Annotated in this window: 18 protein-coding genes; 14 read left to right on the forward strand and 4 right to left on the reverse strand. The window is 72.4% G+C overall.

The window, feature by feature from the left end; translation table 11 throughout:
- Positions 1-481: 481 nt before the first annotated feature.
- The 10 genes from ACZ60J_RS38710 (at position 482) to ACZ60J_RS38755 (ending at position 13,746) form a co-directional block, all read left to right on the forward strand.
- A complete protein-coding gene (locus ACZ60J_RS38710) occupies positions 482-1,927 on the forward strand; it encodes an aldehyde dehydrogenase family protein (protein WP_469688870.1) in 1,446 nt (481 codons plus the stop codon).
- A 117-nt stretch (positions 1,928-2,044) separates the two neighbouring features.
- Positions 2,045-2,836 carry a thioesterase II family protein gene (locus ACZ60J_RS38715; protein ID WP_469688871.1) on the forward strand — a complete coding sequence of 264 codons (792 nt, stop codon included), beginning with the start codon at positions 2,045-2,047 and terminating at the stop codon, positions 2,834-2,836.
- 99 nt (positions 2,837-2,935) lie between these two features.
- Entirely contained in the window at positions 2,936-4,906 is a 1,971-nt protein-coding gene (locus tag ACZ60J_RS38720; protein ID WP_469688872.1) for an acyl-CoA dehydrogenase family protein, read from the forward strand.
- Between the two features lie 34 nt (positions 4,907-4,940).
- Positions 4,941-6,344, forward strand: coding sequence for a hypothetical protein (locus ACZ60J_RS38725; RefSeq protein WP_469688873.1), 1,404 nt, complete (start codon positions 4,941-4,943; stop codon positions 6,342-6,344).
- A gap of 20 nt (positions 6,345-6,364) precedes the next feature.
- Positions 6,365-7,618 (forward strand): 1-deoxy-D-xylulose-5-phosphate reductoisomerase, encoded by a 1,254-nt coding sequence (gene dxr / locus ACZ60J_RS38730; RefSeq protein WP_469688874.1) that lies wholly within the window; start codon positions 6,365-6,367, stop codon positions 7,616-7,618.
- A complete protein-coding gene (locus ACZ60J_RS38735) occupies positions 7,615-8,916 on the forward strand; it encodes a M50 family metallopeptidase (protein WP_469688875.1) in 1,302 nt (433 codons plus the stop codon). Before dxr ends, ACZ60J_RS38735 begins: the two co-directional genes overlap by 4 nt.
- Before the next feature lie 197 nt (positions 8,917-9,113).
- Positions 9,114-10,271, forward strand: coding sequence for a flavodoxin-dependent (E)-4-hydroxy-3-methylbut-2-enyl-diphosphate synthase (gene ispG, locus ACZ60J_RS38740; protein ID WP_250749283.1), 1,158 nt, complete (start codon positions 9,114-9,116; stop codon positions 10,269-10,271).
- Positions 10,272-10,452: 181 nt separating this feature from the next.
- Positions 10,453-11,313, forward strand: coding sequence for a GNAT family N-acetyltransferase (locus ACZ60J_RS38745; protein WP_469688876.1), 861 nt, complete (start codon positions 10,453-10,455; stop codon positions 11,311-11,313).
- Between the two features lie 84 nt (positions 11,314-11,397).
- Positions 11,398-11,970: a GNAT family N-acetyltransferase gene (locus tag ACZ60J_RS38750; protein WP_469688877.1), complete on the forward strand. Its 573-nt coding sequence runs from the start codon at positions 11,398-11,400 to the stop codon at positions 11,968-11,970.
- Between the two features lie 72 nt (positions 11,971-12,042).
- Positions 12,043-13,746, forward strand: a complete 1,704-nt coding sequence (locus ACZ60J_RS38755; protein WP_469688878.1) for a proline--tRNA ligase — start codon at positions 12,043-12,045, stop codon at positions 13,744-13,746.
- A 164-nt stretch (positions 13,747-13,910) separates the two neighbouring features.
- Here ACZ60J_RS38755 and ACZ60J_RS38760 read toward each other — a convergent pair whose 3' ends face one another.
- The 4 genes from ACZ60J_RS38760 to ACZ60J_RS38775 all read right to left on the reverse strand — a co-directional run bounded on the left by ACZ60J_RS38760 (position 13,911) and on the right by ACZ60J_RS38775 (position 16,898).
- Positions 13,911-14,870: a slipin family protein gene (locus tag ACZ60J_RS38760; protein ID WP_469688879.1), complete on the reverse strand. Its 960-nt coding sequence runs from the start codon at positions 14,868-14,870 to the stop codon at positions 13,911-13,913.
- 69 nt (positions 14,871-14,939) lie between these two features.
- Positions 14,940-15,842 (reverse strand): aminoglycoside phosphotransferase family protein, encoded by a 903-nt coding sequence (locus ACZ60J_RS38765; RefSeq protein WP_469688880.1) that lies wholly within the window; start codon positions 15,840-15,842, stop codon positions 14,940-14,942.
- A gap of 52 nt (positions 15,843-15,894) precedes the next feature.
- A complete protein-coding gene (locus ACZ60J_RS38770) occupies positions 15,895-16,350 on the reverse strand; it encodes a ferritin-like domain-containing protein (RefSeq protein WP_469688881.1) in 456 nt (151 codons plus the stop codon).
- Positions 16,347-16,898: a hypothetical protein gene (locus ACZ60J_RS38775; RefSeq protein ID WP_469688882.1), complete on the reverse strand. Its 552-nt coding sequence runs from the start codon at positions 16,896-16,898 to the stop codon at positions 16,347-16,349. The genes ACZ60J_RS38770 and ACZ60J_RS38775 overlap by 4 nt, the downstream gene beginning before the upstream one ends.
- A 155-nt stretch (positions 16,899-17,053) precedes the next feature.
- Here ACZ60J_RS38775 and rimP point away from each other — a divergent pair, with 155 nt between their 5' ends.
- The 4 genes from rimP to infB all read left to right on the forward strand — a co-directional run bounded on the left by rimP (position 17,054) and on the right by infB (position 22,266).
- Positions 17,054-17,551 carry a ribosome maturation factor RimP gene (gene rimP / locus ACZ60J_RS38780; RefSeq protein ID WP_469688883.1) on the forward strand — a complete coding sequence of 166 codons (498 nt, stop codon included), beginning with the start codon at positions 17,054-17,056 and terminating at the stop codon, positions 17,549-17,551.
- A 2-nt stretch (positions 17,552-17,553) separates the two neighbouring features.
- Positions 17,554-18,576 carry a transcription termination factor NusA gene (gene nusA / locus ACZ60J_RS38785; RefSeq protein ID WP_469688884.1) on the forward strand — a complete coding sequence of 341 codons (1,023 nt, stop codon included), beginning with the start codon at positions 17,554-17,556 and terminating at the stop codon, positions 18,574-18,576.
- 127 nt (positions 18,577-18,703) lie between these two features.
- Complete coding sequence (locus ACZ60J_RS38790) at positions 18,704-18,991, forward strand: YlxR family protein (protein WP_469688885.1); 288 nt, start codon at positions 18,704-18,706, stop codon at positions 18,989-18,991.
- A 152-nt stretch (positions 18,992-19,143) separates the two neighbouring features.
- The gene (gene infB / locus ACZ60J_RS38795; RefSeq protein ID WP_469688886.1) at positions 19,144-22,266 is read left to right on the forward strand and encodes a translation initiation factor IF-2; all 3,123 of its coding nucleotides are present in this window, start codon (positions 19,144-19,146) and stop codon (positions 22,264-22,266) included.
- The last annotated feature ends 45 nt before the right edge of the window (positions 22,267-22,311 follow it).

Raw genomic sequence — 22,311 nt, forward strand, 5'->3', positions numbered from 1 at the left:
GCGGGGCTGGGTTGCCCGTAGGGCAATTCCAGCCTCGCCGGCGTTTGAGGCGCGGGGTCTGGGGCGGAGCCCCAGGGGGTCCGGGCGCAGCCCGGTACCCCTACTCAGCCCCGCCGGCGTTTGAGGCGCGGGTCCGGGCGGAGCCCGGGGAACGGTGGAAGGGCGGGTAGGGGACTCCGCCCCGCGCAGCGGCCCGCTCCGCCGCAGCCGGCCCGGCCCATGGCGCAGCCGGGCCGCCGCCGGTACGGGCCACCGCTGCGGAGCCGGGACGGGCCGCCGCCCGGAGCCGGGGCGGGCCGCCCCGGGTCCCGGGTGAGCCCCCGGCGGGGGACCGCACGGGGCGGGGCGCCGCCGACACTGACAAAGCGGCGCGCCGCGCCACGCACGTACTCCACCCCGGACAAACGCCGAAACCCCGCCGGAGTCCTACGGTGGAGGAGACAAGGACCCACCGCACACACTCCGAAGGGCCGGGATCAGCATGACTTCCACCCACGCCTTCTGGCTCGCCGGCCGCCAGGCCACGGGCGACGACAGCTTCGACGTCCACTCCCCGTGGGACGGCCGCCTCGTCGGTACCGTGAGCGTGCCGACCGACGCGCAGGTCGAAGAGGCCGTGGCCGCCGCGTACGCCGTGACCGCGGAGTTCTCCGCCACCCCGGCCCACGTACGCGCCGAGGCCCTCGCCCACGTGGCCCGCCGGCTCGCCGAGCGCACCGAGGAGATCGCACTGCTGATCTCCGCAGAGAACGGCAAGCCGATCAAGTGGGCCCGCGGTGAGGTCGGCCGTGCGGTGTCCGTGTTCCGCTTCGCCGCCGAAGAGGCGCGCCGCTTCAACGGCGGAGAGGCCCAGCGCCTGGACACCGACGCCGGCGGCGTCGGCCGCCTGGCCCTGACCCGCCGCTTCGTCAAGGGTCCGGTCCTGGGCATCGCGCCCTTCAACTTCCCGCTGAACCTGTGCGCCCACAAGGTGGCCCCGGCCATCGCCGTCGGTGCGCCGATCATCCTGAAGCCGGCCCCGGCCACCCCGCTCTCCGGTCTGATCCTCGGCGAGCTGCTCGCCGAGACCGACCTGCCGGCCGGTTCCTGGTCCGTGCTCCCCGTCGCCAACGACAAGATGCCGGAGCTGGTCAAGGACGAGCGCCTGCCCGTCATCTCCTTCACCGGTTCCGACAAGGTCGGCTACGCCATCCAGCAGGCCGTGCCCCACAAGCACTGCACCCTGGAGCTCGGCGGCAACGCCGCGGCCGTGATCCTGGAGGACTGGTCCTCGGAGGCCGACCTCGACTGGGCCGCGACCCGCATCGCGACCTTCTCGAACTACCAGGCCGGCCAGTCCTGCATCGGCGTGCAGCGCGTGATCGCCGACGCCGCCGTCTACGACCGCCTCGTCGAGAAGGTCGTCGCCAAGGTCCGCGAGCAGGTCACCGGCGACCCGAACGACTCCGCCACCGACGTCGGCCCCCTCGTCTCCGAGGACGCCGCCAAGCGGGTCGAGTCCTGGGTCGACGAGGCCGTGTCCGCCGGAGCCAAGCTGCTCACGGGCGGCAAGCGCGAGGGTGCCTCGTACGAGCCCACCATCGTCGCGGAGGTGCCCGAGGGCGTCACCCTCGCCACCGAGGAGGTCTTCGGACCGGTCCTCACCCTGCGCCGGGTCGAGAACACCGACGAGGCCTTCGCCGCCGTCAACGACTCGAAGTTCGGTCTGCAGGCCGGCGTGTTCACGCGGAACATCCAGACCGCGTTCCGCGCCCACCGCGAGCTGGAGGTCGGCGGCGTGATCGTCGGCGACGTCCCGTCCTACCGTGCCGACCAGATGCCCTACGGCGGCGTCAAGCAGTCCGGCGTGGGCCGCGAGGGCGTGCGCTACGCGATGGACGACTACACCTACGAGCGCGTCCTGGTCCTCAGCGGCCTCGACATCTGACCGAACTCGTACGGCCACCAAGCCGACGGCCGGAGCCTACTGTGCGGGGGCTCCGGCCGTCCCCTTTTGCCCCGGGGCCCCCGAGGGCCCCGGCCGCGGCCCCCGTGTGGCAGGGTCGTGAGCGCCCAGATCAGCGGCTGCGCAGCGCTGGGCGAGACGATCCCCGGCCGACGAATCGAGTCGCACGTGTCCTACCTGGTCCGCCACCGCCCCATCGCCGCCCCCTCCCTGCGCCTGGTGTGCTTCCCGCACGCGGGCGGCGGCGCGAACTTCTTCCGTGACTGGCACCGGCACCTGGAGCCCTCGGTCGAGGTCGTGGCCGTGCGGTACCCGGGACGCGAGAACCGCATCGACGAACCGCTGATCCCGACGATGGACGCGCTGTCGCCGCAGATCGCCGAGGAACTCCTCGCCGAGGCTCCCGTACCCACGGTGTTCCTCGGCCACAGCATGGGCGCGGCCGTGGCCTACGAGACCCTCCTGCGCCTCGAAGCCGCGGGGGCGGACCACGTCACGCGCCTGTGCGTCTCGGGCCGCTCACTCGCCGGGCCCGCCGACCCGGCCGCTCCGCGCACCGACGAGGAACTGATCGCGGCCGTCACCTCGCTGGGCGGACCCCACGCGCAGATCTGGCAGAACCCGGAGCTGCGCGAGCTGTTCCTGCCGATCGTGCGCAACGACTTCCACCTGATCGGCACCTACCGTCGCCGCGAGGAGTCCCCGCTGCTGCGCGCGGGCGTCATGGCCCTGACGGGGGACCGCGACCCCCGCGTCACCACGGGCGCACGGGACTGGTCGACGGTCACCACGGGCGCCTTCACGTCCCACGTCTTCGAGGGCGACCACTTCTACCTCATCCCCCATGCGGAGCAGGTCGCCCGTCTGGCCGTGGCCCGTCAGGATGCCTGAGATCCCGGGAGAGCTTCCCCGCCGCCCCGAACGGGTACGACTCACTGGTAGCACCGACCGGTAAGCACCCCCTCTCTCGGCGGCGAGGTGAGCCCGCTCATGTCCGCAACACAGCCCGCACAGCCCGTCCCGCCCGCACAGCCCGCACAGCCCAAGGTGACAGAGCGCGAGGCACGGCAGGTCGCGGAGGCGGCCCGGGAACAGAACTGGCAGCGGCCGAGCTTCGCCAAGGAGCTGTTCCTCGGACGGTTCCGGCTGGACCTGATCCACCCCCACCCGCTCCCCGCCGAGGAGGACGTCCGGCGAGGAGAGGCCTTCCTGGCCCGGATGCGGGAGTTCTGCGAGACCTCCGTCGACGGGGCGCGCATCGAGCGCGAGGCCAAGATCCCCGACGAGACCGTGCGCGGGCTCAAGGAGCTCGGCGCGCTCGGCATGAAGATCGACCCGAAGTACGGGGGCCTCGGCCTCACCCAGGTGTACTACAACAAGGCGCTCGCCCTGGTCGGCTCCGTGAGCCCGGCCATCGGCGCCCTGCTCTCCGCCCACCAGTCGATCGGCGTGCCCCAGCCGCTGAAGATGTTCGGCACCCAGGAGCAGAAGGACGCCTACCTGCCGCGCTGCGCGACCACCGCCATCAGCGCCTTCCTCCTCACCGAGCCGGACGTCGGCTCCGACCCGGCGCGCCTGGCCACCACGGCGGTCCCGGACGGGGAGGACGCGTACGTCCTGGACGGCGTGAAGCTCTGGACCACCAACGGGGTCGTCGCCGACCTGCTCGTCGTCATGGCCCGGGTCCCCAAGAGCGAGAACCACCGCGGCGGGATCACCGCCTTCGTCGTCGAGGCCGACTCGCCGGGCATCACCGTCGAGCACCGCAACGCCTTCATGGGCCTGCGCGGTCTGGAGAACGGCGTGACCCGCTTCCACCGGGTCCGGGTCCCCGCCGCCCAGCGCATCGGCGCCGAGGGCGCCGGGCTGAAGATCGCGCTGACCACGCTGAACACCGGCCGGCTGTCGCTGCCCGCCATGTGCGTGGGTGCGGGGAAGTGGTGCCTGAAGATCGCCCGCGAATGGTCCGGCGTACGCGAACAGTGGGGGCGGCCCGTCGCCCGGCACGAGGCGGTCGGCGCGAAGATCTCCTTCATCGCGGCCACCACCTTCGCCCTGGAGGCCGTGGTCGACCTGGCCTCCCAGATGGCCGACGAGGACCGCAACGACATCCGCATCGAAGCCGCCCTCGCCAAGCTCTACGGCTCCGAGATGGCCTGTCTGATGGCCGACGAGCTGGTCCAGATCCGCGGCGGGCGCGGCTTCGAGACCGCCGAGTCCCTCGCGGCCCGCGGCGAGCGGGCCGTCCCGGCCGAGCAGATGCTGCGCGACCTGCGCATCAACCGGATCTTCGAGGGATCCACCGAGATCATGCACCTGCTGATCGCCCGTGAGGCCGTGGACGCCCACCTGTCCGTGGCCGGAGACCTCATCGACCCGGAGAAGGCCCTCGGCGACAAGGCGAAGGCGGGCGCCCGCGCCGCCGGGTTCTACGCCCGCTGGCTGCCGCAGCTCGCCACCGGCGCCGGCCAGGTACCCGGCACCTACCGGGCCTTCCACCCGAGCGGCCACCCCGACCTCGCCACCCATCTGCGCTACGTGGAACGCGGGTCGCGCAAACTCGCCCGCTCGACCTTCTACGCGATGTCCCGCTGGCAGGGCCGGATGGAGACCAAGCAGGGATTCCTCGGCCGGATCGTCGACATCGGCGCCGAGCTCTTCGCGATGAGCGCGGCCTGCGTGCGCGCCGAGCACCTGCGGGCCTCCGGCGAGCACGGCCGCGAGGCCTACCAGCTGGCCGACGCCTTCTGCCGGCAGTCCCGGCTCCGCGTGGAGGAGCTCTTCGGGCGGCTCTGGGACAACACCGACGACCTGGACCGCAAGGTCGTGGCCGGCGTCCTGTCCGGCACCTACACCTGGCTGGAGGAGGGCATCCTCGACCCCTCCGGCGACGGCCCGTGGATCGCCGACGCCGCCCCCGGCCCCTCGACCCGGAAAAACGTCCACCGGCCGCTGCGCTGACCTGCGATCATCGCGGACATCAGGCATCGGGCAGATGTACGAGGACGAGTGCGGGTACGTGTGCGGGTACGGGTACCCGCACACGTACCCGTACGAGCACAGCGCGAGGCGGACGAGAACGATGCCGACGGCCGAGGAAGACCGCGCCAGCCGACGGCTGGCCTGGTGCGTGGCGCAGGTGCTGCGCCACGCACCGGACCACGTCGTCACCGACATGATCGGCCGGCTCGACGAGCCCGCCGTCAAGTACCTGTGCCGGGACGAGTGGCTGGCGGCCTCGACCGTCACCCTGCTGCTCCGCCACGGCAGCGAGGCCGACCGGACCTACGTCGCCCGCAACCCCCGCGTCGTCGGCCGGCCGCTGCCCGGCCTGCCCGGGCCCGCCCGGTACGCCCGCCGCCGGACCCCGCCGGAACTACTCCCGGTGCTCCGCGCCGAGCTCGGCCGCGATCCCGGCGAGGGGCCGCTCACCGCGGCCGAGCTCGTCGGCCTGCTCCGCCGGCACGGCCGCCGGCCCCGGGTCGCACTGGACGTCCTGGCGCTGCCCCACGATCCGGACCCGGAGCCGCTGCTCGCCGAACACCTCCGCCGGCCGCTGCCCGCCGGCTCCGTCGAAGCCCTGCTGCTCGCCGCCGACCTGCCCCGGGACGCCGTACACGCGCTGCTCGCCACCATCGCGCCGGACGAGCCCCGCTGGTACCGGCCCGCCGTCCGCGCCGTGCGGATGGGCCGGGTCACGCACGAGGAGCTCGTCGCCCACCTGGCACCCGCGCACCGCACCCTGCTCCTCGCCGACCTGACCCGCAGGACGGGCCTGCGCTGGACCCTGCCCGAGCGGACGGGCATGCGCACGGCCGTCGCCCGGGCGCTGCGCCCCCTGCGCGACGACCCCCGGCTCTGGGCGGAACTGCTGCGCCACGCCCCCGGCTTCCCCGGCACCCTGCCGGTCCTGGTGGCCCGGATCGTGCGCGGCACCCTGACGGAGCCCGCCGCGGGACCACCGGTCCCCGGGCTCGCCGAGGCGGTGCGCTCCATGGCGCCCGGGACCGCCGAGCCCGTCGCGGGCGTGGATCGGGAACTGGCCCTGGCCAGCCTCGCGGTGCCCATGGAGTCCGGCCAGGAGGACATCCGGTGGGTCCGCGACTGCCTCGCCCGCGGGCTGCTCACCGGCGAGGACGTGATCCGGCACAAGGCGCCCGCCTGCTGGGCCCTGGACGAGGACAACTGGCTGGGTGAGGTGGACCACCCCGACCGCCACGAACCGGCCGCCCCCGTGATCGCCGCACGGTCCGAGGCCGACCGGCTGTTCGCGCTGGCCCTCGGCTCCGATCCCGACGCCTGGTGGCGGGTGGCGCTCGCCCTGCCGGACTTCGCCGGGACGCTCCCGCACCTTCTCCTTCGGGTAACGGACGGGGGCTCCGTGTCCGGGCGCCCCTGAGTTGCGGCAACAATGGGTCCATGAGCGACCGCCCATCCCCCCTCGCCGATCCGCACCTCCTCTTCGACCCCGCGGCCGGCCGTCGGGACATCGTCATCCTCGGCTCCACCGGGTCCATCGGCACCCAGGCCATCGACCTGGCCGTGCGCAACCCGGACCGGTTCCGGGTCACGGCCCTGTCCGCCGCCGGCGGCCGGGTCGCGCTGCTGGCCGAGCAGGCCAGGCTGCTGCGCGTGAACACCGTGGCCGTCGCGCGCGAAGACGTCGTACCGGCCCTCAAGGAGGCGCTGGACGCCGAGTACGGCCCCGGTGAGCCGCTGCCCGAGATCCTCGCCGGACCGGACGCGGCGACCGAGCTGGCGGCCTCCGAGTGCCACACCGTGCTCAACGGCATCACCGGCTCCATCGGCCTCGCGCCGACCCTCGCGGCGCTGAAGGCCGGGCGGACCCTGGCCCTGGCGAACAAGGAATCGCTGATCGTCGGCGGCCCGCTGGTGAAGGCCCTGGCGAAGCCGGGCCAGATCATCCCGGTCGACTCCGAGCACGCGGCGCTCTTCCAGGCCCTGGCCGCGGGCACCCGCGCCGAGGTGCGCAAGCTCGTGGTCACCGCCTCCGGCGGGCCCTTCCGCGGCCGCACCCGCGCCGAGCTGGCCTCGGTCACGGTGCAGGACGCGCTGGCCCACCCGACCTGGGCGATGGGCCCGGTGATCACCGTCAACTCGGCGACCCTGGTCAACAAGGGCCTGGAAGTCATCGAGGCGCACCTGCTCTACGACATCCCCTTCGAGCGGATCGAGGTCGTGGTCCACCCGCAGTCCTACGTGCACTCCATGGTGGAGTTCACGGACGGCTCCACGCTGGCCCAGGCCACCCCGCCGGACATGCGCGGCCCGATCGCGATCGGCCTCGGCTGGCCCCAGCGGGTCCCGGACGCGTCCACCGCCTTCGACTGGACCAAGGCGTCCACCTGGGAGTTCTTCCCGCTGGACACCGAGGCCTTCCCGGCGGTGGGCCTGGCCCGGCACGTCGGCACCCTGGGCGGTACCGCGCCCGCCGTGTTCAATGCGGCGAACGAGGAGTGCGTAGAGGCGTTCCTGGCCGGTCGGCTCCCGTTCACAGCAATCATGGATACGGTCTCTGCCGTGGTCGATGAGCACGGGATCCCCGCCGGGGGAACTTCCCTCACGGTCGCGGACGTCCTTGAAGCGGAGACCTGGGCCAGGGCCCGGGCACAGGAAATGGCGGCATCGGCCGCCCTGGAGGCGCGCGCATGACCGTACTGCTGACCCTGATCGGCGTGCTCGTCTTCGTGGTGGGGCTGCTCTTCTCCATCGCCTGGCACGAGCTCGGCCACCTCTCCACGGCCAAGCTCTTCGGCATCCGCGTGCCCCAGTACATGGTCGGCTTCGGCAAGACCATCTGGTCGCGCAAGAAGGGCGACACCGAGTACGGGCTCAAGGCCATCCCGATGGGCGGCTACATCCGCATGATCGGGATGTTCCCGCCGGGCGAGGACGGCAAGGTCACCGCCCGCTCCACGTCGCCGTTCCGCTCGATGATCGAGGACGCCCGCTCGGCGGCGTACGAGGAACTGCAGCCGGGCGACGAATCGCGGCTCTTCTACACGCGCAAGCCGTGGAAGCGCGTGATCGTGATGTTCGCGGGACCGTTCATGAACCTGGTCCTGGCGATGGCGATCTTCTTCGGCGTGTGGATGACCTTCGGGGTCCAGCAGACGACCACCCAGGTCCAGACCGTCACCGACTGCGTGATCAAGCAGAGCGAGAACCGCGACACCTGCACGGCCGGCGACCCGGCGGCCCCGGCCAAGGCCGCGGGCGTGCAGGCCGGCGACAAGATCGTGGCCTTCCAGGGCAAGCCGGTCGAGGACTGGGACGCGCTCCAGCAGGACATCCGGAACACCATCGGACCCGCCACCCTCACCGTCCTGCGCGACGGCCAGAAGGTCACCCTGCACGCGAACCTCGTGGAGAACCGCGTCGGCAAGACCGACGGCCACGGAGGCTACGTCAAGGGCGAGTACGTCTCGGCCGGCTACCTCGGCGTCGGCCCGAAGTCCGTGATCGCCCCGCTCACCTTCACCCAGTCCGCGGAGCGGGTGGGCGAGGTCGTCCAGAGCAGCCTGCAGGGCCTGGCCCAGCTCCCGGGCAAGATCCCGGCCCTGTGGAACTCCGTCTTCAACGGGGCCGAGCGCGAGCCCGATTCCCCGATGGGCATCGTCGGCGCGGCCCGGATCAACGGGGAGATCGCGGCCCTGGACATTCCGAGCGAGCAGCGGATGTCGATCATGCTGAACGTCCTGGGCATGTTCAACCTCTCCCTCTTCCTGTTCAACATGCTGCCCCTGCTGCCCCTGGACGGCGGGCACATCGCGGGCGCCCTGTGGGAGTCGGTGCGCAGGGCCTTCGCCCGGGTCTTCCGGCGCGCCGACCCGGGCCCGTTCGACGTGGCGAAGCTGATGCCCGCCGCGTACGTGGTGGCCGGCATCTTCCTCTGCTTCACCCTGCTGGTACTGGCCGCAGATGTGGTCAATCCCATTAAAATCACCTGATCGAAAGATCGGCGCGGCCCCGTACGGGCCCTGCGTACCCCACGTGGACCGGAGCCGGGCACTCTTCGTGCCCGGCTCCCTACGTTCGAGTGGCACGGAATCGGCGATGCACGAGAGCCGTGCCGGTTGGCGTAATCTCGGGGTTTGGAGCCCGCCGATCCCGGCACCTATATCCACACCTTGGGGTTGCACAGCAGATGACTGCCATCTCTCTCGGAATGCCCGCCGTGCCGACGAAGCTGGCCGAGCGCAGGTTCAGCCGCAAGATCCAGGTCGGCTCGGTCGCCGTCGGCGGGGACGCCCAGATCTCCGTGCAGTCGATGACCACCACCAGGACCTCCGACATCGGGGCCACGCTCCAGCAGATCGCGGAGCTGACCGCGTCCGGCTGTGACATCGTCCGCGTGGCCTGCCCGACGCAGGACGACGCCGACGCGCTCGCGGTGATCGCGAAGAAGTCGAACATCCCGGTCATCGCCGACATCCACTTCCAGCCGAAGTACGTGTTCGCCGCGATCGACGCGGGCTGCGCCGCCGTCCGCGTGAACCCGGGCAACATCAAGCAGTTCGACGACAAGGTCAAGGAGATCGCGCGGGCCGCCAAGGACGCCGGCACCCCGATCCGGATCGGCGTCAACGCCGGCTCGCTCGACGCGCGACTGCTGAAGAAGTACGGCAAGGCCACGCCCGAGGCGCTGGTCGAGTCCGCGCTGTGGGAGGCCTCCCTCTTCGAGGAGCACGGCTTCAGCGACATCAAGATCTCGGTCAAGCACAACGACCCGGTGGTCATGGTCAACGCCTACCGGCAGCTGGCCGCCCAGTGCACCTACCCGCTGCACCTCGGCGTCACCGAGGCCGGCCCGGCGTTCCAGGGCACGATCAAGTCCGCCGTCGCCTTCGGCGCGCTGCTCTCCGAGGGCATCGGCGACACCATCCGCGTCTCCCTGTCGGCCCCGCCGGTGGAGGAGATCAAGGTCGGCATCCAGATCCTGGAATCGCTGAACCTCAAGCCGCGCCGCCTGGAGATCGTCTCCTGCCCGTCCTGCGGGCGCGCCCAGGTGGACGTCTACAAGCTGGCCGAGGAGGTCACGGCGGGCCTGGAGGGCATGGAGGTCCCGCTGCGCGTCGCGGTCATGGGCTGCGTCGTCAACGGCCCCGGCGAGGCCCGTGAGGCCGACCTGGGCGTCGCCTCCGGCAACGGCAAGGGCCAGATCTTCGTCAAGGGCGAGGTCATCAAGACGGTCCCCGAGTCGAAGATCGTCGAGACCCTCATCGAAGAGGCGATGAAGATCGCCGAGCAGATGGAGAAGGACGGCGTGATGTCGGGCGAGCCGACCGTCGCGATCGGCGTCTAGTTCCGCTGGTTCCGCGCCGGCGGGTTCCCGCCGGTCCCGCGTGACGTGACATGACGGGCCCGGAGCCGCAGGTGCGGCTCCGGGCCCGTCCGCATGCGCGCCTGCGGGCACGACCGCCCCGAGGGCCCTCGGGGGCATCTCGGAGCCGGTCCGGGTACAGTGCGGAGATCAGCAGACTTGCATGGTGAGGCCCCCAGTGTTGACGCAGACCACGACCCGGGTCCTCGAGCCCAGTGATCTCGACGCCGCGCTCGACATCCTCGGCCGAGAGCCCGTCGAGAACGCCTTCGTCACCTCCCGGGTCCAGGTCGCCGGGCTCGACCCGTGGCGCCTGGGCGGCGAGATGTGGGGCTGGTACGCGGACGGCGAGCTCCGCTCGCTCTGCTACGCCGGCGCCAACCTGGTCCCCGTCTGCGCCGGTCCCGACGCGGTACGGGCCTTCGCCGACCGCGCCCGCCGCACCGGCCGCCGCTGCTCCTCGATCGTCGGCCCCGCCGAGGCCACCGGCCTGCTCTGGCAGCTCCTGGAGCCGAGCTGGGGCCCGGCCCGCGACGTCCGGTCCCATCAGCCGCTCATGGTCATGGAGCAGCCGTCCACCGAGGTGACCGCCGACCCCCGGGTGCGCCGGATCCGCAAGGACGAGATGGACCTGATCATGCCCGCCTGCGTGGCCATGTTCACCGAGGAGGTCGGCATCTCCCCGATGACGGGCGACGGTGGCCTGCTCTACCAGGCCCGGGTCGCCGAGCTGGTCGCCAGTGGGCGTTCCTTCGCCCGCGTCGAGGACGGCAAGGTCGTCTTCAAGGCCGAGATCGGCGCCGCGACCTCCCGCGCCTGCCAGATCCAGGGCGTCTGGGTGGCCCCCGAGTTCCGCGGCCGCGGACACTCCGAGACCGGGATGGCCGCCGTCGTCGCGTACGCGCTCCGGGACGTGGCCCCCGTGGTCAGCCTCTACGTCAACGACTTCAACACCGCCGCACGGGCCTCCTACCACCGGGTCGGCTTCCGCGAGGTCGGCGCGTTCATGAGCGTGCTGTTCTGAACGTGCTGTTCTGAGCGTGCCGTTTCCGAGCGTCCTGTTCCGATCTTCCTGTTCGAGCACGCGGTCGGCCAGTAAGGTCGCCGCATGACGCCAACCCCCGCGGGAGAAGAGCCCGGCCGGCCCGCCGGACTGCGGATCGGCCCCCTCGACCTCGCCGCCCGGGTCGACGAGGCCCTGCGCGTGCAGGCCATGGCCTTCGGGCTCAGCGAGGAGGAGGTCGGCATCCGGCGCTACATCGTCCAGCGCCACATGACCTGCCGCGGAGCCCGCGCGCTCGGCGCGTTCACCGAGGACGGCTCGCTCGCCGGGTTCGTCTACGGCATGCCCAACGACCGCTCGCACTGGTGGTCCGGAGTCGTCGAGCCCTATCTGCGGGCCGGCGGCCACGAGGAGTGGCTCGACGGGTCGTTCGTGATCACCGAGCTCCACGTCCACCCCGGCTTCCAGGGCAAGGGCGTCGGCCGCGCCCTCATCACCCTGATCACCGACACCGCCGCCGAGGACCGCTCGATCCTCTCCGCGATCGACACCGACAGCCCCGCCCGCGGCCTCTACGGCTCCCTCGGCTACACGGACCTGGCCCGCAGGGTCCTCTTCCCGAGCGCGAGCCTCCCGTACGCCGTCATGGGGGCCCCGCTGCCGCTGCGCAGGCCCTGAGCCGTACGGCCCCGGCCGGCGAGGCGCTCAATCCGTTTCCGCGGGCCCCGGAGCCCCCGATAGCCTCCCGTCATGTCAACGCAACACGTGCAGCGCATGTCCCGTCTCATGGCCAAGACCCTCCGCGAGGACCCCGCCGACGCGGAGACCCTCAGCCACCGCCTCCTCGTCCGGGCCGGCTACGTCCGGCGCAGCTCCGCCGGGGTGTGGAGCTGGCTGCCGCTCGGCAAGCGGGTCCTGGACAACGTCTCGCGCATCGTCCGTGAGGAGATGGACGGGATCGGGGCGCAGGAAGTCCTGCTCCCGGCGCTGCTGCCGAAGGAGCCGTACGAGGTCAGCGGCCGCTGGTCGGAGTACGGGGACCTGCTCTTCCGGCTCAAGGACCGCAAGGGCGCGGACTACCTGCTCGGCCCCACCCACGAGGAGATCTTCACCCTGGTGGTCAAGGACCAGTGCACGTCCTACAAGGACCTGCCGGTCATGCTCTACCAGATCCAGACCAAGTACCGGGACGAGGCGAGGCCCCGCTCGGGCGTCCTGCGCGGCCGCGAGTTCCAGATGAAGGACTCGTACTCCTTCGACGTCTCCGACGAGGGCCTGGCGGAGTCCTACCGGCTCCACCGCGAGGCCTACGTCCGCATCTTCGAGCGGCTCGGCCTCGACCACCGGGTGGTGTCGGCGGTGTCGGGCGCGATGGGCGGCTCGGCGTCGGAGGAGTTCCTGGCACCGGCCCCGGCCGGCGAGGACACCTTCGCGGACTGCCCCTCCTGCGGCTACGCGGCCAACACGGAGGCGGTGACCTTCGCCCTGACCCCGGCCCCCGGGGAGCACGCCGCGCCGGAGGAGATCCCGACCCCCGACACCCCCACGATCGAGACCCTGGCGGCGCACCTGGGCGTGCCCGCGTCGGCGACCCTGAAGAACCTCCTCGTCAAGGTCGACGGAGAGATCACCGCCGTCGGCGTACCGGGCGACCGCGAGGTCGACCTCGGCAAGCTCGGGGAGCACCTGGCCCCGGCGGTCGTGGAGCTGGTGACGGCGGAGGACTTCGCCGACCGGCCCGACCTCGTACGGGGCTACGTGGGCCCGCAGGGCCTGGACAAGGTCCGCTACCTGGCCGACCCCCGCGTCGCGCCGGGCACCTCCTGGGTGACGGGGGCCAACAAGCCCGACACCCACGCCCGGAACGTGGTCTGCGGGCGGGACTTCGAGGTGGACCGGTACCTGGACGTGGTCGTCGTCGAGGAGGGCGACCCCTGCCCCTCCTGCGGCGCCGGGCTGCGGCTCGACCGGGCCATCGAGATCGGGCACATCTTCCAGCTCGGCCGGAAGTACGCGGACGCCTTCGGACTCGACGTCCTCGGGGCCCAGGGCAAGCCGGTCCGGGTCACGATGGGCTCCTACGGAATCGGAGTCTCCCGCGCGGTGGCCGCGCTGGCCGAGCAGACGGCGGACGAGCGGGGCCTGTGCTGGCCGGCGGCGGTGGCCCCGGCCGACGTGCACGTCGTGGCTGCGGGCAAGGCGGTTCCGCTCGCGCTGGCGGAGTCGGCGGCGGAGTCCCTGGCCGGGGCGGGGCTCCGGGTCCTCCTGGACGACCGGCCGGGCCTGTCGCCCGGGGTGAAGCTGACGGACGCGGAGCTGATCGGGGTCCCGTGGATCCTGGTCGCGGGCCGCCGGTCCGCGGAGTCCGTGGTCGAACTCCAGGACCGCCGCACCGGCACCCGCGAGGAACTTCCCCTGACGGAAGCGCTGTCCCGCCTGACGACGACGCCGTAACCCTGCGGGGCCTCAAGCGCCGGCCGGGCGAAACTCAGCCCCTCCGGCGTTTGAGGAGCGGGGTCCGGGGGCCGGCCCCCGGGAACGGCGCCGCACGCGGCAAGGGTCCGGGCGGAGCCCGGGGAACGGTGGAAGGGCGGATAGGGGACGGCTCCGCGCAGCGCCTAGCCGCGCACGTCCGGCTCCGCAGACGGCGGGGACCCGTCCAGGCAGGGCTCCACAGCAGCCCCGGGGCCGAGCCCCGCAGAGCTCTCCGGAGCCACCGCTTCCTGGGCGGGGGCCGCGGTGCTCGCAGACGCCCCCGCGGCGGGGGCCGCCGTACCCGGGGTCGGCTCCACCGGCGGAGGGGCCGCAGCCGCCGGTGCGGGCGCCGCACGCTCCAGGAAGCGGAGGAGTTCCACCGGGAACGGGAGGACGAGGGTGGAGTTCTTCTCCGCCGCCACGGCCACGACCGTCTGGAGCAGCCGCAGCTGCAACGCCGCGGGCTGCTCCGACATGACCTCCGCCGCCTCGGCCAGCTTCTTCGACGCCTGGAGCTCCGCATCCGCGTTGATGATCCGCGCCCGCCGCTCCCGGTCGGCCTCCGCCTGCCGGGCCATCGACCGCTTCATCGTCTCCGGGAGCGACACGTCCTTGATCTCCACCCGGTCGATCTGGACGCCCCAGCCCACCGCCGGACTGTCGATCATCAGCTCCAGCCCCTGGTTGAGCTGTTCCCGGTTGGAGAGCAGGTCGTCCAGGTCCGACTTGCCGATGATCGACCGCAGCGAGGTCTGCGCCATCTGGGAGACGGCGAACCGGTAGTCCTCGACCTCGATGATCGCGCTGGCCGCGTCCACCACCTTGAAGTACACGACCGCGTCCACCCGCACCGTGACGTTGTCCCGCGTGATCCCCTCCTGCGCGGGCACCGGCATCGTCACGATCTGCATGTTGACCTTGCGCAGCCGGTCGACGGCCGGGACCACGAAGGTGAAGCCGGGCCCGCGGACGCCGCCCCGCAGACGGCCCAGGCGGAAGACCACGCCCCGCTCGTACTGCTTCACCACGCGGGCGGCGGCCCCCATGTAGGCCACGATCCCGACGCCCGCAACGGCGCCGGCTGTCAGCAGTTCCTCGACCATGACGGCCTCCTGCTCCTGCCGGGCGGCACTTTCCCGCGCTCCCCGCGTTCCCCCCACAGGGCTTATGCCCTACAACCAGCCCGCGAACTCCAGCAGCAGCTCCGCGTCCCGCCGCCGCCCGGCGGCCAGCGCCCGGTTGCCCGATTCGACCGCCCGGAACAGCGTCCAGCCCCGCAGCCGGTCCCGGTCCACCTCCAGCGCGTCGGCCAGCTTGTTCACCCGGCGCCGGGCGCCCGAGGCTCCCGCCGAGGAGGCCATCTGGTCCTCCAGCCGGTCCCGTACCAGCCGCGCCAGGTCGTAGGCCCGCTCGCCGACCATCGGGTCCGGGCCCACCGCCAGCCACGGGGCGCGCTCGCCGGCGAGGACCTTGCCCTGCCGGAAGTTGCCGTGCAGCAGCAGTTCCTCGGCCGGCGCCGCCGTCAGCTCCTCGCGGGCCGCCAGCGCCGCCGAGGCCAGCTCCGAGGTCTCCGGGGGAGCCTTGCGGAGCACCTCGGCCTGCTCGGAGGTCCGCTCGGCGACCGTCTCCCAGCCGTGCCCCGGCGCCGGGGCCACCCACAGCCTGCGCAGCGTGCCGCAGGCCTCCAGCAGCGCCTTCGCCTCCGGCAGGGACCGCAGCGAGACCTCGGGGTGCAGCCGCTCCAGCAGCAGCGCCCCGTCCTCCTCGTGGTGGCGCGTGTCGAGGACCCGTACCGATCCGAAGCCGCCCCAGTGCGCCAGCGCGGCCAGTTCCCGGTCGGGCCGGAGCCCCGGCGGGGCCAGCTTCAGCGCGGCCGGGGTCCCGTCGGCGTACCGGACGAGGACGACCAGGCTGCTGCGGCCGCCGGGGGCCTGCACCCGCTGGGCCTGTACTCCGCGCCGGGCCAGCGCGGCCTCCGCCAGCCCGGGGAGCTGCCCCAGCCAGTCCGAGACGTGCGCCGATTCCGGCAGCTCGCCGAGCGCCCGTACGAGCCGCTGCGGCGGTTCGAAAGCCATGCGTGCGTGGTCCCTTTCAGCTGTGCCCGGGCTCGTCGCGCATGTTTGCGCGCTAGGTCCGCGGTGAGTCCGCGCGTTCCGTGAGCCCTGGGAAGGCTACGCCGCCACCACGCCAGCGTGCCGCCCGCAGGGCCGCGGCGCTCAGCGCGTCGGCCGCCTCGCGGCGCAACCGGCCGTCGGCGGCGCGCACCAGATCGGAGTACGCGCCCGCCACCCGGTCCTCGATCCCGGCGGCCAGCCGCTCGGCGTCGGCGGGCGTGCGCACGGTGAACGGCAGGGCGTACGCGGCCTCCGAGGGGCGGGGGGAACCGCCCAGCTCACGCACGGTGCGGGCGAGCGCGTCACGGCGCGCGAGGTGCCCGCCGTGCGCCTCGCGGGCCTCTGCGGAGCGGGCGGCCCCGGCCCGGGCCCCGATCACGCCGTAGCCGTACGCGGCCGCGTGCTCGGCGGCGAGCGCGGCCTGCGCGGCCTGAAGGACCTGCGCGGCAGGGGAGGGGGTGGGCGTCACGAGGAGGCTCCCGGAGTCGAGGTCAGCAGGTACGCGTGCACGTGGCCGCACGCCGCCACCGAGGCGAGCATCCTGGCCAGCTCCCCGGGGGCGTCGGCCAGGGAGATCGTCCGGGCCTCGGCCAGGCTCCGCTCGGCGTCCGCGAGCGCGGTCAGCGCTTCGGCGGGCGCGGCGGGCACCGGCGCGGTGCCCGGAGCGGGGGGAGCCGCGGCCGCGCCGCCTGACGGGACGGGGGAGGGCGCGGAGGCGGAACGCGACGGCGCGGATGCCGGGGACCCCTCGGCCAGGGCCGCCGCGTGCGCCGCGACCGAGACGCGCAGCGGCGCGAGGCGCTGCGCGAGGGCCGGATGGGCCGCGCTGGTCGCGTCGTAACGTTCCAGCAGCCGCTCGCTCTCACGAACGGCCGTCTCGCGCATCCGCCGTTCGAGTGGAACCTCGGGGTCCGCGGCGGGCGGCCCGTCGTCGGAGCAACCGCTGAGCAGCGCGGCTCCGGCGATGCCCGCGGCACCGGCGAGCAGGCCTCTTCGCGACGGCAGGATCGAGGGCACGCATACGTCCTAGGGGTGAAGGCGGGCAGGGTGTGATCACGGTACCCGGGGCCCCCCTCCGCAGCGCGGACGGCAACACCCTCCGCGACCGGATACCCTTTGACCTGACGCACGACGGAAACCACAACAGCACACGCGGCCGAGGAGTCACCCGGATGAGCACCACCCAGAGCGACAGGCTGCGCGCATTGCTGGAGCCGCTCGTCGCCGCCAAGGGCCTGGACCTCGAGGACATCGAGACGTCCAAGGCGGGCAAGCGCCGGATGCTGCGCATCATCGTGGACTCCGAGGACGGCGTGGAGCTGGACGCGTGCGCCGAGCTGAGCCGCGAGGTCTCCGACCTGCTGGACGAGACCGACGCGATGGGTGAGGACGAGTACGTCCTCGAAGTGAGCTCGCCGGGCGCGGACCGCCCGCTGACCGAGCACCGTCACTACATCCGGGCGATCGGCCGGCTCGTGAAGTTCCAGACGTCGGACGGCGGGGAAGTGATCGCCCGCATCCTCGACGTCGACGACGAGGGCATGGACCTGGAGGTCCCGGGCGTGAAGGGCCGCAAGGCGACCGCCCGCCGCATCGTGTTCACCGACATCGCCAAGGCGCGTGTCGAGATCGAGTTCAACCGCAAGGACAAGAAGGAAGAGGAGGCGTAGTCGTGGACATCGACATGAGTGCCCTGCGGGGTCTGGTCCGGGAGAAGGAGATTTCCTTCGACCTGCTCGTCGAGGCGATCGAGTCGGCCCTCCTCATCGCGTACCACCGCACCGAGGGAAGCTTCCGGCGCGCACGCGTCGTGCTCGACCGCACCAACGGTCACGTGATCGTGTGGGCGACCGAGGACCCGAGGGACCTGGAAGAGGGCCAGGAGGCCAAGGAGTTCGACGACACGCCGTCGGACTTCGGCCGCATCGCCGCGACGACCGCCAAGCAGGTGATCCTCCAGCGTCTGCGCGACGCCGAGGACGACCTGACCTTCGGCGAGTTCCTGGGCCGCGAGGGTGATGTCATCACCGGCGTGGTGCAGCAGGGCAAGGACCCGAAGAACGTCCTCGTCGACATCGGCAAGATGGAGGCCATGCTGCCGGTGCAGGAGCAGGTCCCCGGCGAGGAGTACACGCACGGACTGCGCCTGAAGTCGTACGTCGTGCGGGTGGCGAAGGGTGTCCGCGGTCCGTCCGTGACCCTGTCGCGCACCCACCCGAACCTGGTGAAGAAGCTGTTCGCGCTGGAGGTCCCGGAGATCGCCGACGGCAGCGTCGAGATCTGCGCCATCGCCCGCGAGGCCGGTCACCGCACCAAGATCGCGGTCCGCGCCAACCGCTCCGGCCTCAACCCGAAGGGTGCCTGCATCGGCCCGATGGGCAGCCGCGTGCGCAACGTGATGGCCGAGCTGCACGGCGAGAAGATCGACATCGTCGACTGGTCGGACGACCCGGCGGAGATGGTCGCCAACGCCCTGTCACCCGCCCGGGTGAGCAAGGTCGAGGTCGTGGACTGGGACACCCGGTCCGCCCGGGTGACCGTGCCCGACTACCAGCTGTCGCTGGCCATCGGCAAGGAGGGCCAGAACGCCCGCCTCGCCGCGCGCCTGACCGGCTGGCGCATCGACATCCGTCCCGACACCGAGCAGCCCTCGGACGGGGACGACCGCCGCGACGACGACCGGCGCGGGGAATAAACCGCTACCGCCCGGAGCTGTCCGGGCGGTAGACAGATCAAGAGCTCGGTCCGTCAAGGATCGCGACAACATCCGTTCGATTTTTCGCCCGAAGGGGTGAGGTCGGTACGGGGAGGTAGACTTAACCGTGTCTGGCCGGACGCAAGCCCGCGCATGCCCCGAACGCACCTGTGTGGGGTGTCGGGAGCGAGCGGCCAAGAGCGATCTGCTGCGCATCGTGGCGGTCGGTGACAAATGTGTCTCCGATCCTCGCGGTACGCTGCCCGGCCGGGGTGCCTACGTGCACCCCGCCGTGGTCTGCCTCGACCAGGCTGTCCGCCGCAGGGCGTTCTCCCGGGCCTTCAAGTCCGCAGGACCGTTCGACACGGCGGAACTGCACGAAGCCCTGGCCGATGCGGCCGAGGCGACACAGTAAGCACGTAGTACGGCACGGATTCACCGTGCGGTCAGGTACCTCGCGAGTTGGAAGTAGGTCGAGATTGCGATGAGCACCCCTCGATGAGTACGCGATGAGTACGAGCATGAAGTAGAGACGGTCCGGCGTAACCCGGACCTAAAAGGAGCGAAGTGGCTAAGGTCCGGGTATACGAACTCGCCAAGGAGTTCGGAGTTGAGAGCAAGGTCGTCATGGCCAAGCTCCAGGAACTCGGTGAGTTCGTCCGTTCGGCGTCCTCGACGATCGAGGCGCCGGTCGTACGCAAGTTGACCGACGCATTGCAGGGTCCCGGCGGCAACGCCGGCAAGGCCCCTGCGAAGCCTGGCGCGCCCCGCAGCGCGGCGCCCGCCAAGCCCGGGGCCCCGACCCCGGGTCCCGCACGACCCGCTGCGCCGAAGCCCGGCGCACCGGCCCCCAAGCCGGTCGTCGCAGAGGCTCCGGCCGCCGCGGCGCCCGCCCCGGTGACCCCGGCCGCCCCCGGCGGCCCGCGTCCCGGTCCCAAGGCTCCGGCCGCCCCGAAGCCCGCTCCGGCGGCTCCCGTGGCGACCGAGTTCTCCGCGCCCCCGGCGGCTCCGGCCGCCCCGGCGCGTCCCGCCGCGGCTCCCGGCCCCCGTCCGGCGCAGCAGCGTCCGGCCCCGGGCCAGGGCGGCCAGCCCGGCGCCCGTCCCGGCGCCCCGCGTCCGGCCGGTGCCGCTCCGGCGCGTGCCGAGCGTCCCGCCGGTCCCGGTGCCCAGGCCCCGCGTCCCCAGGGCGCCCGTCCGGCCGGTCCCCGTCCGGGCAACAACCCCTTCACCTCTGGTGGCTCCACCGGCATGGCGCGCCCGCAGGCGCCCCGTCCGGCCGGCGCTCCCCGTCCCGGTGCCCCCGGCGCCGGCGGCGGCCAGGGTGCTCCCCGCCCGCAGGGCGGCCCCGGCGGCGCCCCGCGTCCGCAGGGTCAGGGCGCAGGCCGTCCGACCCCGGGCGGCATGCCCCGCCCGCAGGGCGGCGCCCCGCGTCCCGGTGGTGCTCCCGGTGGTAACCGTCCGAACCCGGGCATGATGCCGCAGCGTCCCGCTGCCGGTGGTCCCGGTCCCCGTCCCGGTGGCGGCCCCGGTGGCCGTGGTCCCGGTGCCGGTGGTCCCCGTCCCGGCGGTGCCGGTGGCGCGGGTCGTCCCGGTGGCGGCTTCGCCGGCCGTCCGGCCGGTCCGGGCTCCCGTCCCGCGGGTGGCGGCGGCTTCGGCGGCCCCCGTCCGGGTGGCGGCGGCTTCGGCGGCGGTCCGGCCGGTGCCGGTGGCGGCGGTCGTCCCGGCTTCGGTGGTCGTCCCGGTGGTCCCGGTGCCCGTGGTGGCACGCAGGGTGCCTTCGGCCGTCCCGGTGGTCCGGCGCGTCGTGGTCGCAAGTCCAAGCGCCAGCGTCGCCAGGAGTACGAGGCCATGCAGGCCCCGTCGGTCGGCGGCGTGATGCTGCCCCGCGGCCACGGCGAGACCGTTCGCCTGTCGCGCGGTGCCTCCCTCACCGACTTCGCGGAGAAGATCAACGCCAACCCGGCGTCGCTCGTCGCCGTGATGATGAACCTCGGCGAGATGGTCACGGCCACGCAGTCCGTCTCCGACGAGACCCTCGAAATGCTGGCCGGCGAGATGAACTACGTCGTTCAGATCGTCAGCCCGGAGGAAGAGGACCGCGAGCTCCTCGAGGGCTTCGACATCGAGTTCGGCGAGGACGAGGGCGGCGAGGAATTCCTCATGCCGCGTCCGCCGGTCGTGACCGTCATGGGTCACGTCGACCACGGTAAGACCCGACTGCTCGACGCCATCCGCAAGACGAACGTCGTTGCGGGCGAGGCCGGCGGCATCACGCAGCACATCGGTGCGTACCAGGTCACCACCCAGGTCAACGACGAAGACCGCAAGATCACCTTCATCGACACCCCGGGTCACGAGGCGTTCACCGCCATGCGTGCCCGTGGTGCGAAGTCGACCGACATCGCGATCCTGGTGGTCGCGGCCAACGACGGCGTCATGCCGCAGACGATCGAGGCGCTCAACCACGCCCAGGCCGCCGGCGTCCCGATCGTCGTCGCGGTCAACAAGATCGACGTCGAGGGTGCCGACCCGGTCAAGGTGCGCGGTCAGCTCACCGAGTTCGGTCTGGTCGCCGAGGAATACGGCGGCGACACGATGTTCGTCGACATCTCCGCCAAGCAGGGTCTGCACATCGACTCCCTGCTGGAGGCCGTCGTCCTCACCGCCGACGCCTCGCTCGACCTGCGCGCCAACCCGGAGCAGGACGCTCAGGGTATTGCGATCGAGTCCCACCTCGACCGCGGCCGCGGTGCCGTCGCCACCGTCCTCGTCCAGCGCGGTACCCTCCGCGTCGGCGACACGATGGTCGTGGGCGACGCCTACGGCCGCGTGCGCGCCATGCTCGACGACAAGGGCAACAACGTCGAGGAAGCGGGTCCCGCGACCCCCGTCCTGGTCCTGGGTCTCACCAACGTCCCCGGCGCCGGCGACAACTTCCTCGTCGTCGACGAGGACCGCACCGCCCGTCAGATCGCCGAGAAGCGTGCTGCGCGTGAGCGCAACGCCAACTTCGCCAAGCGCGTCCGCCGGGTGTCCCTGGAAGACCTCGACTCGGTCCTCAAGGCCGGTCTGGTCCAGGAACTCAACCTCATCATCAAGGGCGACGCGTCCGGTGCGGTCGAGGCCCTCGAGTCCTCGCTGCTCCAGCTCGACGTCGGCGAAGAGGTCGACATCCGCATCCTGCACCGCGGTGTGGGTGCGGTCACCGAGTCCGACATCAACCTGGCGATGGGCTCCGACGCCATCGTCATCGGCTACAACGTCCGTGCGGCCGGCCGTGCCGCGCAGATGGCGGAGCGCGAGGGTGTCGACGTCCGCTACTACTCGGTGATCTACCAGGCCATCGAGGAGATCGAGGCGGCGCTCAAGGGCCTCCTCAAGCCGGAGTACGAAGAGGTCGAGCTCGGTACGGCGGAGGTCCGCGAGGTCTTCCGCTCGTCCAAGCTGGGCAACATCGCCGGTGTCCTCATCCGGTCCGGCGAGGTCAAGCGCAACACCAAGGCGCGGCTCCTGCGCGATGGCAAGGTCATCGCCGAGAGCCTCACCATCTCCGGTCTGCGCCGCTTCAAGGACGACGTCACCGAGATCCGCGAAGGCTTCGAGGGCGGTATCAACCTCGGCAACTTCAACGACATCAAGATCGACGACGTCATCGCGACGTACGAGATGCGCGAGAAGCCCCGCGCGTAAGCGCGAGGCGGTTCGCACCGTGTCGTAGGTAGCTGTGTGACACCG

The sequence above is a fragment of the Streptomyces sp. NPDC104226 genome (genome assembly GCF_055584085.1).